We start from the raw sequence: 15,454 nt of genomic DNA, 5'->3' as shown, positions 1-15,454 counted from the left end.
TTTTTCGATTGGCTGTTTTTATTTGTCTGAAAAATGTTTAAGCCTTCTATTATCAAAAGGAGTGTACAACTTTGGCTACTACAACATCTTCCAATCCAACTCAATTAAAAAGAAAACTGAAAGCCCGCCACTTGACGATGATTTCTCTTGGGGGATCAATTGGAACAGGAATATTCTTAGCAAGTGGAGGAGCGATTCATACAGCGGGCCCAGGAGGAGCCTTGCTTGCCTATGCAGCTGTTGGTATTATGGTTTACTTCTTAATGACAAGCCTAGCAGAAATGGCTGCGTATATGCCTGTAGCTGGTTCATTTAAGGAGTATGCTACGAAATTCGTTGACCCGGCATTTGGTTTTGCTATCGGGTGGAATTATTGGTATAACTGGGCAATTACGATTGCTGCTGAACTTGCTGCAGTCGTGTTGATTATGAAATTCTGGTTCCCTGATAGCCCTTCGTTCATATGGAGTGCATTAGCACTATTTATTATGTTTGGCTTCAATTATTTGTCTGTTAAAGGCTTTGGAGAAGCTGAATTTTGGTTCTCACTAATTAAAGTTGTAACGGTTATTATCTTTATTATTACTGGATTTTTAATGATTTTGGGTATTATGGGTGGGGAAAAAATCGGTTTTTCGAATTTTACGATTGATGACGCACCGTTTAATGGTGGTTTCTTTGCAATCCTTGGAGTTTTCATGGCCGCAGGCTTCTCCTTCCAAGGTACAGAATTACTTGGAGTTGCCGCAGGTGAGACAGAAAATCCAGAAAAAACAATCCCGAAAGCGATTAACTCTGTATTTTGGCGAATCCTACTTTTTTATATTTTAGCGATTTTTGTTATTGGAATGGTCTTACCGTATACGGATGAACGTTTATTAAGTGAGTCGATTTCCGTCAGCCCGTTCACACTCGTTTTTGAGCGAGCAGGATTTGCTTTTGCTGCATCTGTTATGAACGCGATCATTTTAACCGCTGTATTATCTGCGGGTAACTCTGGTATGTATGCCTCGACTCGGATGCTTTGGGACTTAGCACGCGACGGAAAAGCGCCAAAATTCTTAGGTAAATTGGATAAAAGAGGTGTGCCAGTTAATGCTTTAATTGTAACAACGCTAGTTGGTTCCCTTGCATTCTTATCTACTTTCTTCGGAGATGGTGTCGTATATATTTGGTTGCTAAATGCATCTGGAATGGCAGGATTTGTTACGTGGTTAGGCATTGCAATTAGTCATTATCGCTTCCGAAGAGCTTATATCGCTCAAGGCGGTGATATAAATAAGCTTCCATACCGTGCAAAATGGTTTCCTTTTGGTCCTTTATTAGCTTTGATTTTATGTATCTTCATTATTTTAGGCCAAAACTTTCAATCATTTGTTGACGGCGAGTTCGATTGGAATAATCTATTTGTTTCATATATCGGCTTACCACTTTTTCTTATCGTTTGGCTAGTCTATAAAGTAAAACACAAAACAAAGTTAATCCCATTAAAACACTGTGATTTTAATTAAAAACAATGAGCAGCTGAATGAATTGTTTTCATTCAGCTGCTCATTGTTAATATTTCTTAATAAGTTAAATTAGTTGCCACTTCACATTACCTCCGCGATAATTTCAGCTAAAATATCTACTGATCTATAAGTTTCTTCTAGTGTATTTTCAACTCCGCCTATTTCCATGAGTTAAATATAAATAAAGTAGCAAGCAACACGGAGTAATCCTATATTTCATTTGATTTCCTGAAATTATTAAAGACTCAACTCATAATGATGAAATTGTATATCCTTCATAAATCCATTTTTTTCATATAGCCTTTGGGCAGAAAGATTATCTAATGCTGTACTTAAACTAATACTATTGGCGCCTGTTTCAGTAGCGTAATCTTTTGCTTTTTGTAAGAGCAGTTTTCCTACTCCATGTTTTCTTGCTTGTGTATCTACATATAAGTCATTTAATATCCAAGCTCTTTTCATAGATATGGATGAAAATGTTGGATAAAGTTGAGTAAATCCTACATACTTTTGATTGTCTACTGCAACAAATATTACAGATTCTTTGCTTTCTATCCGTTTTTTTATGTATATATTAGCGCCTTCTAAATCAGATGGTTGTTGATAAAACATCCGATACAGATTAAATAAATTTGATACTCCATCTAAATCTTCAATTGAAGCTTGATATATTTCCATTGTTTTGTCTCCTCTGCAAAAAGTTTTTCCTTACTTTAATATCATAATTGTATTTTGGGTTATCCAGAATTCATGACCACCAACAGAATACTAAACTGCTATAAGATTTCCATCGGCAAACTCTTTCCGAAGCCATGGGAGTTATAAATCAGTAACATCTTTTAACTATATTATTTCTCAATATATATCTAGGATTTTTAACTAATACTACATAAATAGAATGCTATTAGTCTTTATCGAAATACTCTATTTAGAATCTTTATAATGCAGTGTTTTTGGCTGATTATTTTCCAATGTCGCTTTATATAAACTTATACTTCCAACAGGAGGTCCAGCATTCGCTGAATCAATCTCAAAATTTTCATTTAATGATATCGTCCAAATGGCTTCGTTATTTTTCTTTAAAACAACAGCAAGCGTACCGAATTGATGAATATTCTCCCATTCAAATAACTCACTTACAGCATTTTCAGTCACAGTAATCCCTTCTGTGTCACTTAACACCTCCATGTTATTACTTTGCCATATTCCTTGGATTTCTGGGCCCACATTATAATAAGAGCCGCCACTACTACGGTCTCCATAGGTACCAATGTATTGCTGAATAGTATTATCGACTGCTTTATATGTAACAGCTGCAACATCATTAGCTAACCATTTCACTTTAAATTCACCAATTGCATTAAGTGGTAATTTCTCTTTTGGACGAGCTAAAATACCATAATATGATCTATAGTACATAGCATCTCCGGTTGCTAGATTTTCTTTTATAGATAAGACATGCTTCGAATCAGGCGATATACTTGTTTTGTTTCTGATTTCCTGGTGACTGGCAATAAGCATTACAACTTGAACAGTAATAAACACAACTACAATACCTGAACCAATTAATTTAAAGTGTTTAGTCAATCTAATCAAGGCCAAGACTGCTAGTAATAAACAAATAACACAGAAAATATTTATTATGTAAAATAACCGATTGTCAATGTACTCTACCTGGAATCTTTCATGGATGAATAAATATCCCATTTGTAAACCAAAAGATCCCATTGCTAAAAAGAATAGAATACAGCCAATTATTTTAGTTAGTTTATAGCTACTCTGTTTCATTTGGCTGTACCTCCTTTAAAAACTCCCATGTTGTACCGTTGTCTTTTGAAATAAATTTACCTTTCACTTTTCCACCTTCATAGTCACCGTTAGGACCTTGATTAACTAAAATTGCTAAATGGTTTCCCTCTTTTTCTGGAATTTCTGCAGAAACAAAGATCTCATTATAATTTTCTGGAAGAATAATAGTTGCTTCACTCCAAGTACTTCCGGCATCTTGGGTTACATATAGATCCGGCTTCTCAGGATTAATTGTTCCAAAGGACAAAAAACCAGTTGATTCATCTAAAAATCCACCATCTGAAATTAATCTCGTTACCCCTGAGGTATTTGTTTCGTTCCAACTCAATCCACCATCCTGTGTTAAAAAAACATGGGAAGACTCCTGTGACATGGTTCGGTCACCAGTAATAATGGCATATCCAAAATGATCAGTTAGAAAATCTACTTTTCTAAAACGCATGGATGGAAATGGTTCTGTAACCACTGCCTCTTCCCACGTATTCCCTTGATCAAGGGAATACGTTAATAAAATCCTCTCTTCATTCAAATATAAAAATGCAGCTCGATCCTCTGTAAGAATATAGCTATTTTCAATCAGTTCCTGTTTATCCCCGTTATATTCGCCTGCAAATAATTGATCCTTTGTAATTGGAGCCTTAATCCAATCTTTTCCCTTATTATACGTGATGTTTAGCTCGTTATTTTGCAAAGTGTAGGAAATGGTATCATTCATATTAATCGGGTGTAGCTGTTCCGACTGTGGCCGTTCTGGTTCATTTTGTGATTTTTGTTTATCCAGTACATTATTTAGCTGTACTAGGTGCGGATATGTGACTTCATTGGAACTTCGTTCATAAATTACTGTAGCAATAATTAAAGCAATCACTATAACACCAGATAAACTTAGCAAAGTATTTTTCACAAGGGACACTCCTTTGGGTAGAGAAATTAAAGCCCCATTAGAAAAAAGGGCTGAAAATACAACGTCATGGTATAGAAAAACCGATTGATTTTTATAAAACCAATCGGTTTGAAGAAATTATTTGTGGAATTAAAATTTCAGATGGTAGACGTATCATGCGACATATATTTTTGGTCCAGTAAAACGAAACCAATATCCCCCCACACACACTGATTTAACAATTATAACAACACTTTTAAATAAAGAAAAGATTTTTAAAGCCTAGTTAATCCTGTAAACCAGAAATTATATTTGTAAATACTGGAGATAACCAATTTCTAGAAGGTGTGGTTCCCTTCCCTAAATAGGGAAAATGAAGTAGAATCGTCCCTGCTATTATATTTACTTTTTCCTTCCAATATAAAGTAAGTGTGACGACATTCCAAGGACATAGGGATCTGTGGCTTTTTCTTTTATTAAATCTATTATTTTTTCTATTTCTTGTTCGCCTTTTTCTCTCCAGTAATTCCAGCTATCATTGTTTAATATAGATCCTACATTTGAACTTATTAATTGGAGACTTTCAAATCCTTGTGTTTCCATAAACGGATTAATATCTTCAATATTAAAATAGTACGCATTTGTGAAACGACCTTCATCTGCATGATTAAAACAACCTGATTTGGCAAATTGGATAATGTTATCCATATTATCATTTGGCTTCCAATTTTCGGGAGATAGAAGTGATGTAAAGATATGTCTAACTCTTGGCATAAAGGCAACAAATACAATTCCATTCTTTTTTGTAACTCTATACAATTCTTTAACTGCTTTAATACGATCTTGCTCTACCTGTAAATGATACATTGGCCCTAACATCAACGCTCCGTCAAACTGTTCATCTTTAATCATTTTAAGCTCTCTAGCATCCGCTGCATATAAACCTTCAAATTGTTCCTCTAAACCAAATTCTATTACTTTAATTTTTGCAATTTCAACTAGTTTTGGCGTTAAATCTGTTAACGTTACTTTATAGCCTTCTTTAGCAAGCTGCATAGAATATTTTCCAGGTCCCGCTCCATTATCTAGCACACACCCTATTCTTGGCATGTATTTTTTTATATAATGCCAATTTACTTGAAATTCAATCGGTTCCCTATCAAGTCTTCCCCATTCATCAAATTGATTATAATAGTTAATTAATTTACTCATCAAATAACCCCTGGTTTCGTTGTCTTATTTCAAATATTCAATTTTAAGGCTTCCACCTTTAATACCAAATCTCGCTAAACTACTTAAGCTTGCTTATATTCCTGCATAATCCCATTTATAGTCATTTCATTACATTCATCTATTTTTTTAATTTCACTTAACATTTGAAAAGTAATAATATATCTATTTGGGGTATTGGGAATACTCTCGATCTAAGATACTGTATAAAAGTGAATCGCGCCACCCATTTTTTATGAATAAATTTTCACGCATGTACCCATCCTTCGTCATACCGACTTTTTCTAAAACCTTTGATGAAGCGATATTTCTTGAGTCACACATAGCATAGATTCGATGAAGGTGAAAATCTTTGAAACCAATATGAATTAAAAGTTTAGCGACTTCGGTAGCGATTCCCTTTCCCCAATAGTCTGGGTTTACAATGTACGCTATCGCTCCTGATCTGTTTATAGTATCTTTTACTTTAAGCTCACTTGAGCCGATCATTCTTTCAGTTTCTTTCTCAATTATTGCAAAAACAAAACGGGTTCTTATGTCCTTGTTTGCATCAGCAATAATTTGTTGTACAAATCTTTTTGATTCATTCTCTGTATTCGGTCCCCATGGTTGATATTGGCAAACTACTGATTGTGACGCATATTTATGAACAGCAAACCAATCATCTTCTTTTATTTCTCGAAGAATAATCTTTCAGTGCTTATTTTTCTCGCCATAGAAACATCCTCCTTTCTGTAAAAAATTATTTTATTTTGTTCCATCAATAATAATATCTGCGATTTCATTCGGCCGATGGTTTTTAACATATATGTCCTCTTTAACCATCCAATTATTTTCCCAAATTTCAAGGGAATTATCTCCGTCCCGTGCAAGCCCTCTTAATAGACGTGTTTCTCTTGGACAATCCATCCATATTTTAAAATCGTATAGATCAGCCAATTCATTACGAATGGAATAAACTCCTTCAATAATAACAGCACCGCCCATAGGAACAGTTTGCCATTCTGATAAACGATCTGTTTCCCAATCATATTTCTGAAAATGCCCCTCCCTATCAATAATGATTGGTTGTAACACTTGATCTAGTAGTCTTTTCCAATCAAAATCTGCCCCTATCTTTTTTTGTTAGATCAAAATCAATCATTTGAGTGAAGGGAAAATAAAAGTCATCCATATGAACAATGGTTGATTAGTAAATTCAGCTTTCACTTTTTCTGCAAAAGTAGTCTTACCGGATCCTCCACAACCATCTATTCCAATTAGCCGTGTTAATTGCTTTTTAGGAATACTATTAAGGGTAAGCTCCAACTGATTTAAATAAATGGACTGTCCATTTATTGCTTTTAAATTCACTTACTCTTCGCCTCCTTGTTGATATGCAGAGTAAATATCTCTAATAAGGACATCATTCTTTATAAGATAACAATTAGTCTCTATTTTCGATCAATTCCACTTTATGACCATCAGGATCCTGAATAACTGCCCGACTTCCCCAAGGATTAATAGTTGGTTCAGTTATAATTAACCCATTTATAGAACGAATCTTCTCGATTACTTCATCTAGATTGGTAATATTAAACCCGATTCTCATCGCTCTATCAACTGTCTCTCCCAGTAATGGATATATTTCAAAAACAAGGTTTCCGAGTTCACAAGCATAATGCTCGGGTCCATTTCCGTGTTTTTCAAGATTAAATTCAAGTCCAAGATTTTTATAGAAGGAAACGGACTTTTCTGGATGATGTGAGTAAATAACTAAGAGATTTAAATGAATGGACAATCATATCAAACTCCTTGTCTTTTAAATATTCAAATTCTTTTTCAGGTAGTAATGCTGGTAATCTCGACCGACATTATCAAGACTACCAAACACGGTGTAACCGTGGCTTTTATAAAAATTGAGCGCTTGGAAACTTAATGTGTCAACCTTTATGAAGTCGCAGTCTTTTTCAAGAGCTATCTGTTCTATTTTGGATAATAGTTTGCTACCATAACCCAATTTACGTATATCCTCATCAATCATTAAGGTATGAATCTCTAACCAGTTCCAACAGATCTCACCTAGAATGCCCCCTCTTACAGTGCCATTTTCATCTCTAAGGAATAAGTTCACTTCTTCGTATCTGCCTCTTAAATCTATCGGAAAATGTTTTAAGTTATATTCATAAAGTTGATTATTAATATGATTCTTCCAGTCCTTACTCACACTTCTACTTATATGCAAATCCATTTATACTCTTCCTCCTGTATATCTTAACGCTAAAAATAACAATGGTTATTTTATTTATATTGGCTATAAAAAGGCTTAAATAACCGAAAAAAATGTTAGCTTTGGATAAAAAGCATTAAAATTCAGAAGCCTTATTGCAAGTTACCCCTTTTGTCATTTAAACTTAGTCATAAACATTATTTATTAACACTTACACACCATTAACAGATTGCCATCAGCATCTTTAAAATTGAACCACTGATTATGCTCAATTCCTGTAGTTAATTCTACCTTTTTCCCCTCCATATAAGTGTATGCCCTTTCTATATTATCCGTAAGAAATTGAAACGCTGGAGCCGTGAATATATTATTCTTGGAATAAATTTTACTATCTAATACAAGCCCGGTTCCATGCATTGGAACTATAAACAAATGACCAAATAGGATTTCGTCATCAGCAGGAAGACCAAGTATGTCACAATACCAATCACGGGCCTTTTCAATATTACTTACCGGAACAAAAACAGTACCAATTTGATTAAATATAGGATTCATAAAATACCTCCATTCAGTAATACAGATTTCTTCACTAATCATTTTATAAGGTGTTTAACCTTCTCGACATATAGTGAGCCACATATTTATTCATTAGCATGTGTTGATTGTCTATAAACTTCTAACCTATTTAATGCTTTAGTTCATCAATTGTCTCGAAAATCCTTGCATACATGTCATCTATATGTTTATCCGTTTTTTTATCATTTTGCAAACCATATCCCCAACTATTCAATGTATAATCCTCTTGTGATGTAAGAATGCCAACAGCATAACTATTACCAGGAGTCCAATTCCAAATCTTATCGTACTTTGTATTTTTCATTGTAAATGGAATATGACTAATAGTTGAAATGAAAAAGAATGGAGTGGTTGAATTTAAGTAAATATCCGTATATTGGCTTTCGGCGGCTTCAGAAAGATTCTCTTTTGTAATAAAGACTGCATCAAATAACTTTAAATCTTCAGTGGTCATTTTATCTAATGAAATTTCCGTAAATCTTACTTGTTTTCCTGTTGCCTCTGGGGGTTCTCCAATCACTGCTATTCTTAAATATTTTTCTCCATAAGATTCTAGATTAGAACTTGGCTTACATCCTGATACTGCAAATACTAGAATGAACAATACGAAATATAAATACTGCTTTTCTTTTGTTCCCTTCATTAACGCAACCTCTTAAGAAATTATTTTGTACCAATACCTACGCATCATCAACAAAGTCGAAAAATCTTCATTTAAAGCCCCTACGGCTTTATTAATGGAACAATTTTGTAACATCGACATATTGTAGCCAATTAAACGTTAAAAGGATATCTGTTATAAACTTATGCTGAGTGCTCTTGTAAAAAAAGAACTTTATGCGTTTATACTTTGGTCATATTTCTCTCTTAAGCGCTTTATATCTTCTCGAGGTGGTAATCCAAACATCCGGGAATATTCGCGACTAAATTGAGAAGGACTTTCATAACCTACTCGAAATGCAACATCGGTGGCATCTGTTGACTCGGATAATAATAGACGCCGTGCTTCTCGCAGTCTGAAGTGTTTTTGGAACTGAATAGGACTCATAGCGGTTACTTCTTTAAAATGCCGATGAAGCGAAGAAACACTCATATTGGCTATTTCTGCAAGTTCCTCAATACGAATAGATCTATCATAGTTATTTTTGATTTGTTTTATCACATCTCTGATTCGGTATGTATAGCTTCCTTCTATTGCCATTTGTTCTAGAGTAGCCCCATGTTGCCCCTGCAAAACTCTATAAATAATCTCCTTAGTAAATAACGGCGCAAGTACCGGTATATCTTCAGGATTCTCAAGTAAACGAATTAATCTAATTACCGCTTCCAAGATAGGTAACTCTATGGAGCTGACAAACATTGCTCGTTTCACATTTTCTTTAGGAACAATATCAATTTTAGAATCACTTAAAACCTCTAAGATTTGATTTGGCGTAAATTCAAGCTTGAAACACAAATACGGATCGTTAGTAGATGCTTCGATGACTTGGCCAGTAACAGGCAAGTCAACGGATGCAACAAGATAATCACCAGGACCATATAAAAAGCGTTCCTGTGCTAACAAAACTTCTTTCGCACCTTGAACGACAATGCATAAGGAAGGCTTTTGAACCCCGTAAGTTGGTACAGTAATATTAGGTTTATGTATTAAAAATAGAGATGGAATAGCAGTTTCAAGAACACTATCTTGCACGGAAAAACGCTCTATTAGCTTGGCGAGATCATTCTGCTGCTTATATATTTGCTTAGACATACAATCCTCCTCCTTTTTCTAGCTTGTAGATTCATTATAATGCAAATTTATAAGTTAAGTAAGTGTTGTGAGAGGATTAGGCAATCATTTGGGACGAATGAGATAGCGCTGTCATTTTTATACCTGCATAATAAAGCTATATCTTTCACGTATGATTGTTCCAAAAGTACTAGGAATATAAAAGATCTTCTCACCTAAGGAGGAATGGAAATTGGAACGCCTATGGACAAAGTCCTTTATTCTCATGACTGTCGGAATGTTTTTCCTATTTACAGGATTTTATATGTTGTATCCGACATTGCCGCTATATATTAAGCAACTTGGAGGAAATGAATCACAGGTCGGGCTAGCTATGGGTACATTTATGCTATCTGCAGTAATTCTTCGCCCGATTATCGGTGGCCTATTGGATCGTTTCGGTAGGCGTCCGTTTATCATATGGGGACTCCTATTCTTTGCTATAGCGATGTATATGTATGAATGGGTTGGTGGGATCGTTATTTTGATGGCGCTTAGAGCATTGCACGGGATGAGTTGGGGGGTTACCACAACATCCATCCTGACGGCAATTACAGATATGATCCCTTTGAAACATCGAGGAGAAGGTTTAGGATGGTCTGGAATGGCGATGACCTTAGCGATGGCAATTGGCCCAATATTCGGTATCTGGGTTTCAGGGACCTTATCATACCATGCCCTGTTTCTTGTGGCCACAGGCCTCTCTGCAATGGCGCTGCTATTGACGTTAGGGGCGAAAATGCCTTTTCAACCACAACCTGGCACAAGGAGAATTGAATTTTTCGAAAAATCAGTCTTACCTGTCACGATATCAGTTTTTTTCTTGTTTATTGCTTATGGTGGCATTACCACTTTTATACCGCTATTCGCTGAATCGATACAAGTCAATTCTGACGCATTCTATCTTGTCTACGCAGCAACACTTGTTTTGGTCCGTCCCCTAGCTGGAAAACTTTCAGACCAGTTTAGTGAGACATTTGTCATTGTACCAGGCCTTGTGATTACAGTATTAGCGTTGATAGCTTTAAGCTTTTCAACCGGATTGTTTGGTGTACTTGTATCAGCGGCATTGTATGGTATTGGTATTGGTATTGGTTTTGGTTCAGCCCAGCCAGCTCTTCAAGCTGCAACAATACGCCTTGTTCATCCGGCGCGAACAGGCGTAGCTAATGCCTCTTTTACGACTGCTACCGATCTTGGCATCGGGTTAGGAGCAATCGCGCTAGGGTGGGTCTCTCAATACATGAGCTATCAGGCGTTATTCACTGTCAGTGCCGTGTCGGTCATTTTTTCTTTGTTGCTTTATTCTGTTTTTGTCATACGATTGTTGAAAAACAGAGTACTATCCCAATTGGAAAATAAATCTCTTCCCTCTAAAACAAGTTGACGCAGTATCACTATTAAGTTTGGATATTGGATTATTTACAACATAAAGGGGGTGGGGGTTTTCTTAATCTGATCACATAATTTAATTAGCATTTGTTTACTTAGCCCCTCTTCCCGGATCTATAGTACATATTATCTACACTATTTTACTAGCAAGCTTTTAATCATGTACCCTTTAGTTGCGATAATTTTCGGGATAGGGATAAATGTTTCATTTTTTCTTTAAAGTATAATCAATTTTTTGCTACATTACTTCTATTAAAAAGTGAGGTTAGAATAAATGGAATATGTGAAACTTGGAAATACAGGCTTGGATGTGTCTCGACTTTGTATTGGCTGTATGAGCTTTGGTGTAGCCGAACGCTGGGTTCACCCATGGGTGCTTAATGAAGAACAAACTCGTCCAATTATTAAAAAAGCACTAGAGTATGGCATCAACTTTTTTGATACGGCAAATGTATATTCAGATGGAACAAGTGAAGAAATAGTTGGTCGGGTCCTAAAGGATTATGCCAATCGTGATGAAATTGTTCTTGCGACGAAGGTTCATTTCCGTATGCATGATGGTCCAAATGGTGCTGGTCTTTCCAGAAAAGCGATTATGAGTGAAATTGATAAGAGCCTTAAGAGATTGGGAACAGATTATGTCGATCTGTATCAGATCCACCGTTGGGATTACAATACTCCCATTGAAGAGACAATGGAAGCTCTTCATGATGTTGTTAAGGCAGGAAAAGCGAGATATATCGGGGCTTCCGCCATGTATGCATGGCAGTTTCAAAAGGCATTGCATGTAGCTGAGAAACATGGATGGACTCGATTTGTATCGATGCAGAATCATCTAAATCTCTTATATCGTGAAGAGGAGCGGGAGATGTTGCCACTTTGTAAGGAAGAAAAAATCGGTGTGATTCCATATAGCCCACTTGCCTCAGGGCGATTGACGCGTAAATGGGAGGAATCAACTCATCGCTCCGAAACCGATCAAGCTCAGAAAGCTAAATACGATGCGACCGCTAATGTGGATCGATTGGTCGTAGAAAGAGTTACAACAATTGCAGAAAAACACGGTGTCCCGCGATCTCAAATTGCACTTGCGTGGTTGTTACAAAAAGATCCCGTAACAGCCCCTATTGTAGGTACCACAAAAATGAATCATCTTGAAGATGCAGTTGCTGCTCTATCGATTATGTTAACACCTGAAGAAGTTGCTATCCTTGAAGAACTATATGTACCGCATCCGATTAGTGGTTTTAACTAAACCAAGAAGTTGTTTAAACTTGTGAATGTTGCTTTTGTATAAAGGTTAAATAAGTAAACATAGAGATACAGATATTAAACACGATATTTCTATGTTTACTGGTTTATAAAAGAGCAATCTTCTTAAAAACTATTTATGAGTTCTTCTAAGGAGGATAAATGTTGTTTACTCGATTTAAAAATTTGTTTGCAATAAAAGGATATAGTTTATTTGTCATTTGTTTGTTGCTGATCGGTATGGGAATTTCTATTACATCCCCTTATTTACCATTGTTTTTAACAGATGATTTTGGTATGAGTGCAGGTGCCTTTGGCGTTTTCATGGCAATTAGTTCCTTAAGCGGCGTAGTCGTGAACTCGCTCATCGCTAAACATTCTGATAACGGGATGGATCGCAAATGGATTATTATTATTGCTGCGCTTTCAGCTGCTCTAGGGTATGCGGCGTATCTTTTGTTTCATAACTTCTTTATTTTGCTGATTTTCGTCACCGTGTTTAATGGATTAGCTGCACCTGTCATGCCACAAATCTATGCCTCCGCACATGAATCGGCACATGCCAGTAAATCCATAGATAAGACTTTTGCGATCTCTACATTGCGTTCTCTTGTTTCTCTCGGATTTCTGTTGGGACCATTATTTGGGACATTCATTTTAGCACTTGCAGGATACAAAGGAATCTTTCTTGCTACTTCCGCCATTTATCTTACAATTTCATCTCTTGTCTTCCTATTTTTACATAAACCAAAAATAGCTCAAAGCAATACCAAAAAGAAAAAGATTTCAGATAATTCGTGGTTCAAAAACAGGCAAATTAGATTGCCACTTATCGCCTTTTTCTTTCTGTTTGTCATCAATACCGTTCATTTGATCATTACACCGTTATTTATTGTTAATGAACTGAATGGGACGTATAGGGATGTCGGACTGGTAGTTAGTATTTGTGCTGGTTTAGAAATTCCTATTATGCTTATATTAGGTTCGTTAGGAAAAAAGGTATCGAATCATACTTTAATGATTTATGGTTGCATTATCTCAGTAATCTATTACATTATTTTAAGTATATCGACACATCCTTTACAGTTAATCCCAGCACAGCTTCTACAGGCAACATTTGTAGCTATTGTCATGGGGAATGGACTAAGTTATTTCACGGAACGGCTGCCACATTCACCGGGGTTGGCTACGACTATCTATTATAATGGATCCACGATTGGTAGGTTAGCGGGAAGTTTGGGAGGTGGTTTTATTGCCCAGATTGCAGGGTATCGTCAAGTTTTTTGGATGTGTTTGGCACTTGCTGTTTTCTCGTTCTTTATTTTATGGATCACAAGATCAGATGTAGAAATGGAAGTACCCACTGAACACACTGGCTCCGTATAATCTATTATCATATATTAATAAGATTGATAGATGTGGGAGTGATGGTTAAATGTATTTGTTTAATACTACCCTTTCATTTCATGGTATTTCAATTCGCATATTGAAGAATGATTTTCTCCTATAAGGGATTACTGATTATCAAAAACGAGAAGAAAATTCTGTCTCTATTATTGAGAATACTTGTAAAGCCAAAGTATTGTTTATCCCAGACATATAGTCGAATAATAGTAAAGGGCTTAAAAATCAGCTCTTTGCTATTTCAAAGCTCACATTAAATCTGCATTATTCTATCCAGAATCTTTTTATAATATTCCCATCTCCCTCTATAAAATCTGTATCTGGAAAACCGTTATTTTTAATAATGGTTTTTAAAGAACCAATATTATCTTTATCGCAAACAACAAGTATCTTTCTTATCCCTAATTCTTTCGCTTTATCAATAGATAATGCTAGGAGCTTCGTGGCATAACCTTTTCTTCTATCAGAAGGTCGAATACCGTAACCAATATGCCCGCCGCGCTTTAACAATAAATCTGTTAAATGGTGACGTATATTTACAGCGCCAATTAATCTTCTTTCTTCATTTAATAACCAATAAGTTGAATCAGACACCCAGCCTTTTGGAAGATTCACACCATTTTCATTATCGATTAAATACTTCACAAATCCCTTGAAGTTTGATGGATCTTTTTCAATAACCCAAGGTATCATGTTCTCCCCACTGGCTACCCACTCATTATAAAAAGAGAGGTATTCCATTTTTAGATCGACAGTTGGCTTTGTTAAATAGAGTTGATTACTCATAAAAACACCTCTCTTTTTAAATTCCTATAATTGAAACTTCACCTTAATCATTTGAGCTACTTCATCTGCTCGCACATTTGAATTATTTATTTTAATATAGTTTTTCTTTATGATTTCTCCTTCCTCCGAGTTCAATCTATATTTTTCCATAGACTTTTTCAATTCATTTTCTGACCAATCTATATTTCTTTTTGATGGCTTATGTTCAAGCCTAAGAGGGCTAGTATTACGTTCAAGTCTTTTTCCTATATCCGCTTCAAGTTCAACGAAATAAATAGTTCCACCCTTTTCCTCGAATATTTTACATACTTTCTCTACATAATCCCAGTCCTCTTGCTGGTCAAAAGCCCATACATATGTAAAAATTAAACCGTATAAATTACTTTTAGCTACCTCCTCGAATATTTTTTGACGAAATAATTGTACTAGTCTGCTGCCAGCCTCTGTTCCATAGCCGAAAAAAGGTTCAACTAATTCGATCGTCATATGATTATGAAAAAGTTTCAAGTCTGTTATTTTTTCTAGTTCCTGCCCAACGGTCATTTTACCAACTGCTTGAGGTCCAAATATCAAAATAAAATGCATAGGTTCACCCTCTTTTCATTCTTATTTTGCTTGAAACTAAACACTAT

The 15,454-nt window shown here is 35.6% G+C and carries 17 protein-coding genes and 1 pseudogene; 4 read left to right on the top strand and 14 right to left on the bottom strand.

Features of this window, described 5'->3' with window-relative positions; genetic code table 11:
* The first annotated feature begins 71 nt into the window (after positions 1-71).
* Complete coding sequence (locus BLE01S_RS06435; protein WP_066138626.1) at positions 72-1,511, top strand: amino acid permease; 1,440 nt, start codon at positions 72-74, stop codon at positions 1,509-1,511.
* Positions 1,512-1,592: 81 nt separating this feature from the next.
* Here the strand turns inward: BLE01S_RS06435 and BLE01S_RS20730 are convergent, their stop codons facing one another.
* From BLE01S_RS20730 to BLE01S_RS06380, 12 genes and pseudogenes are all read right to left on the bottom strand, one after another.
* Positions 1,593-1,679, bottom strand: coding sequence for a stage II sporulation protein P (locus BLE01S_RS20730; RefSeq protein WP_111703469.1), 87 nt, complete (start codon positions 1,677-1,679; stop codon positions 1,593-1,595).
* Between the two features lie 69 nt (positions 1,680-1,748).
* A complete protein-coding gene (locus BLE01S_RS06430; RefSeq protein ID WP_066138623.1) occupies positions 1,749-2,189 on the bottom strand; it encodes a GNAT family N-acetyltransferase in 441 nt (146 codons plus the stop codon).
* A 246-nt stretch (positions 2,190-2,435) separates the two neighbouring features.
* Complete coding sequence (locus tag BLE01S_RS06425) at positions 2,436-3,299, bottom strand: hypothetical protein (protein WP_066138620.1); 864 nt, start codon at positions 3,297-3,299, stop codon at positions 2,436-2,438.
* Positions 3,286-4,224 (bottom strand): WD40/YVTN/BNR-like repeat-containing protein, encoded by a 939-nt coding sequence (locus BLE01S_RS06420; RefSeq protein ID WP_066138617.1) that lies wholly within the window; start codon positions 4,222-4,224, stop codon positions 3,286-3,288. The genes BLE01S_RS06425 and BLE01S_RS06420 overlap by 14 nt, the downstream gene beginning before the upstream one ends.
* 381 nt (positions 4,225-4,605) lie before the next feature.
* Positions 4,606-5,415 (bottom strand): class I SAM-dependent methyltransferase, encoded by an 810-nt coding sequence (locus BLE01S_RS06415; protein ID WP_066138615.1) that lies wholly within the window; start codon positions 5,413-5,415, stop codon positions 4,606-4,608.
* Between the two features lie 183 nt (positions 5,416-5,598).
* Positions 5,599-6,120 carry a GNAT family N-acetyltransferase gene (locus BLE01S_RS06410; protein ID WP_338034368.1) on the bottom strand — a complete coding sequence of 174 codons (522 nt, stop codon included), beginning with the start codon at positions 6,118-6,120 and terminating at the stop codon, positions 5,599-5,601.
* A 60-nt stretch (positions 6,121-6,180) separates the two neighbouring features.
* Positions 6,181-6,756: pseudogene (locus tag BLE01S_RS06405) on the bottom strand (uridine kinase family protein).
* A gap of 103 nt (positions 6,757-6,859) precedes the next feature.
* The gene (locus BLE01S_RS06400; RefSeq protein WP_066138609.1) at positions 6,860-7,213 is read right to left on the bottom strand and encodes a VOC family protein; all 354 of its coding nucleotides are present in this window, start codon (positions 7,211-7,213) and stop codon (positions 6,860-6,862) included.
* Between the two features lie 21 nt (positions 7,214-7,234).
* On the bottom strand, positions 7,235-7,663 hold the full coding sequence (locus tag BLE01S_RS06395) for a GNAT family N-acetyltransferase (protein ID WP_066138606.1): 429 nt from the start codon (positions 7,661-7,663) through the stop codon (positions 7,235-7,237).
* A 183-nt stretch (positions 7,664-7,846) separates the two neighbouring features.
* Positions 7,847-8,197 carry a VOC family protein gene (locus tag BLE01S_RS06390; RefSeq protein WP_066138603.1) on the bottom strand — a complete coding sequence of 117 codons (351 nt, stop codon included), beginning with the start codon at positions 8,195-8,197 and terminating at the stop codon, positions 7,847-7,849.
* A 130-nt stretch (positions 8,198-8,327) separates the two neighbouring features.
* Positions 8,328-8,861, bottom strand: coding sequence for a hypothetical protein (locus BLE01S_RS06385; protein ID WP_231955810.1), 534 nt, complete (start codon positions 8,859-8,861; stop codon positions 8,328-8,330).
* Positions 8,862-9,053: 192 nt separating this feature from the next.
* Entirely contained in the window at positions 9,054-9,971 is a 918-nt protein-coding gene (locus BLE01S_RS06380) for an AraC family transcriptional regulator (protein WP_066138600.1), read from the bottom strand.
* A 211-nt stretch (positions 9,972-10,182) separates the two neighbouring features.
* On the opposite strand from BLE01S_RS06380, the gene BLE01S_RS06375 reads away from it, so the two are divergent.
* The 3 genes from BLE01S_RS06375 (at position 10,183) to BLE01S_RS06365 (ending at position 14,018) form a co-directional block, all read left to right on the top strand.
* Positions 10,183-11,376 carry an MFS transporter gene (locus BLE01S_RS06375; protein ID WP_066138597.1) on the top strand — a complete coding sequence of 398 codons (1,194 nt, stop codon included), beginning with the start codon at positions 10,183-10,185 and terminating at the stop codon, positions 11,374-11,376.
* 279 nt (positions 11,377-11,655) lie between these two features.
* Positions 11,656-12,636 carry an aldo/keto reductase gene (locus BLE01S_RS06370; RefSeq protein WP_066138594.1) on the top strand — a complete coding sequence of 327 codons (981 nt, stop codon included), beginning with the start codon at positions 11,656-11,658 and terminating at the stop codon, positions 12,634-12,636.
* Positions 12,637-12,794: 158 nt separating this feature from the next.
* Entirely contained in the window at positions 12,795-14,018 is a 1,224-nt protein-coding gene (locus BLE01S_RS06365; protein WP_231955809.1) for a sugar efflux transporter, read from the top strand.
* Between the two features lie 282 nt (positions 14,019-14,300).
* Here BLE01S_RS06365 and BLE01S_RS06360 read toward each other — a convergent pair whose 3' ends face one another.
* Both BLE01S_RS06360 and BLE01S_RS06355 read right to left on the bottom strand, forming a co-directional pair.
* Positions 14,301-14,822 carry a GNAT family N-acetyltransferase gene (locus tag BLE01S_RS06360; RefSeq protein WP_066138587.1) on the bottom strand — a complete coding sequence of 174 codons (522 nt, stop codon included), beginning with the start codon at positions 14,820-14,822 and terminating at the stop codon, positions 14,301-14,303.
* 24 nt (positions 14,823-14,846) lie between these two features.
* Entirely contained in the window at positions 14,847-15,407 is a 561-nt protein-coding gene (locus BLE01S_RS06355; protein WP_066138584.1) for a DEAD/DEAH box helicase family protein, read from the bottom strand.
* Positions 15,408-15,454 lie beyond the last annotated feature (47 nt).

It is taken from the genome of Lederbergia lenta NBRC 16444 (assembly GCF_001591545.1).
Taxonomy (GTDB): domain Bacteria; phylum Bacillota; class Bacilli; order Bacillales; family Bacillaceae_C; genus Lederbergia; species Lederbergia lenta.
The sequence above is the reverse complement of the archived record's forward strand: the minus strand, read 5'-3'. Positions and strand labels throughout refer to the sequence as shown.

Excerpts from the sequence above, each read along its gene's own strand:
- BLE01S_RS20730 (WP_111703469.1), bottom strand. The coding sequence starts at position 1,679 with ATGGAAATAGGCGGAGTTGAAAATACACTAGAAGAAACTTATAGATCA.
- BLE01S_RS06430 (WP_066138623.1), bottom strand. The coding sequence starts at position 2,189 with ATGGAAATATATCAAGCTTCAATTGAAGATTTAGATGGAGTATCAAAT.
- BLE01S_RS06425 (WP_066138620.1), bottom strand. The coding sequence starts at position 3,299 with ATGAAACAGAGTAGCTATAAACTAACTAAAATAATTGGCTGTATTCTA.
- BLE01S_RS06415 (WP_066138615.1), bottom strand. The coding sequence starts at position 5,415 with ATGAGTAAATTAATTAACTATTATAATCAATTTGATGAATGGGGAAGA.
- BLE01S_RS06395 (WP_066138606.1), bottom strand. The coding sequence starts at position 7,663 with ATGGATTTGCATATAAGTAGAAGTGTGAGTAAGGACTGGAAGAATCAT.
- BLE01S_RS06390 (WP_066138603.1), bottom strand. The coding sequence starts at position 8,197 with ATGAATCCTATATTTAATCAAATTGGTACTGTTTTTGTTCCGGTAAGT.
- BLE01S_RS06385 (WP_231955810.1), bottom strand. The coding sequence starts at position 8,861 with ATGAAGGGAACAAAAGAAAAGCAGTATTTATATTTCGTATTGTTCATT.
- BLE01S_RS06380 (WP_066138600.1), bottom strand. The coding sequence starts at position 9,971 with ATGTCTAAGCAAATATATAAGCAGCAGAATGATCTCGCCAAGCTAATA.
- BLE01S_RS06370 (WP_066138594.1), top strand. The coding sequence starts at position 11,656 with ATGGAATATGTGAAACTTGGAAATACAGGCTTGGATGTGTCTCGACTT.
- BLE01S_RS06365 (WP_231955809.1), top strand. The coding sequence starts at position 12,795 with ATGTTGTTTACTCGATTTAAAAATTTGTTTGCAATAAAAGGATATAGT.
- BLE01S_RS06360 (WP_066138587.1), bottom strand. The coding sequence starts at position 14,822 with ATGAGTAATCAACTCTATTTAACAAAGCCAACTGTCGATCTAAAAATG.
- BLE01S_RS06355 (WP_066138584.1), bottom strand. The coding sequence starts at position 15,407 with ATGCATTTTATTTTGATATTTGGACCTCAAGCAGTTGGTAAAATGACC.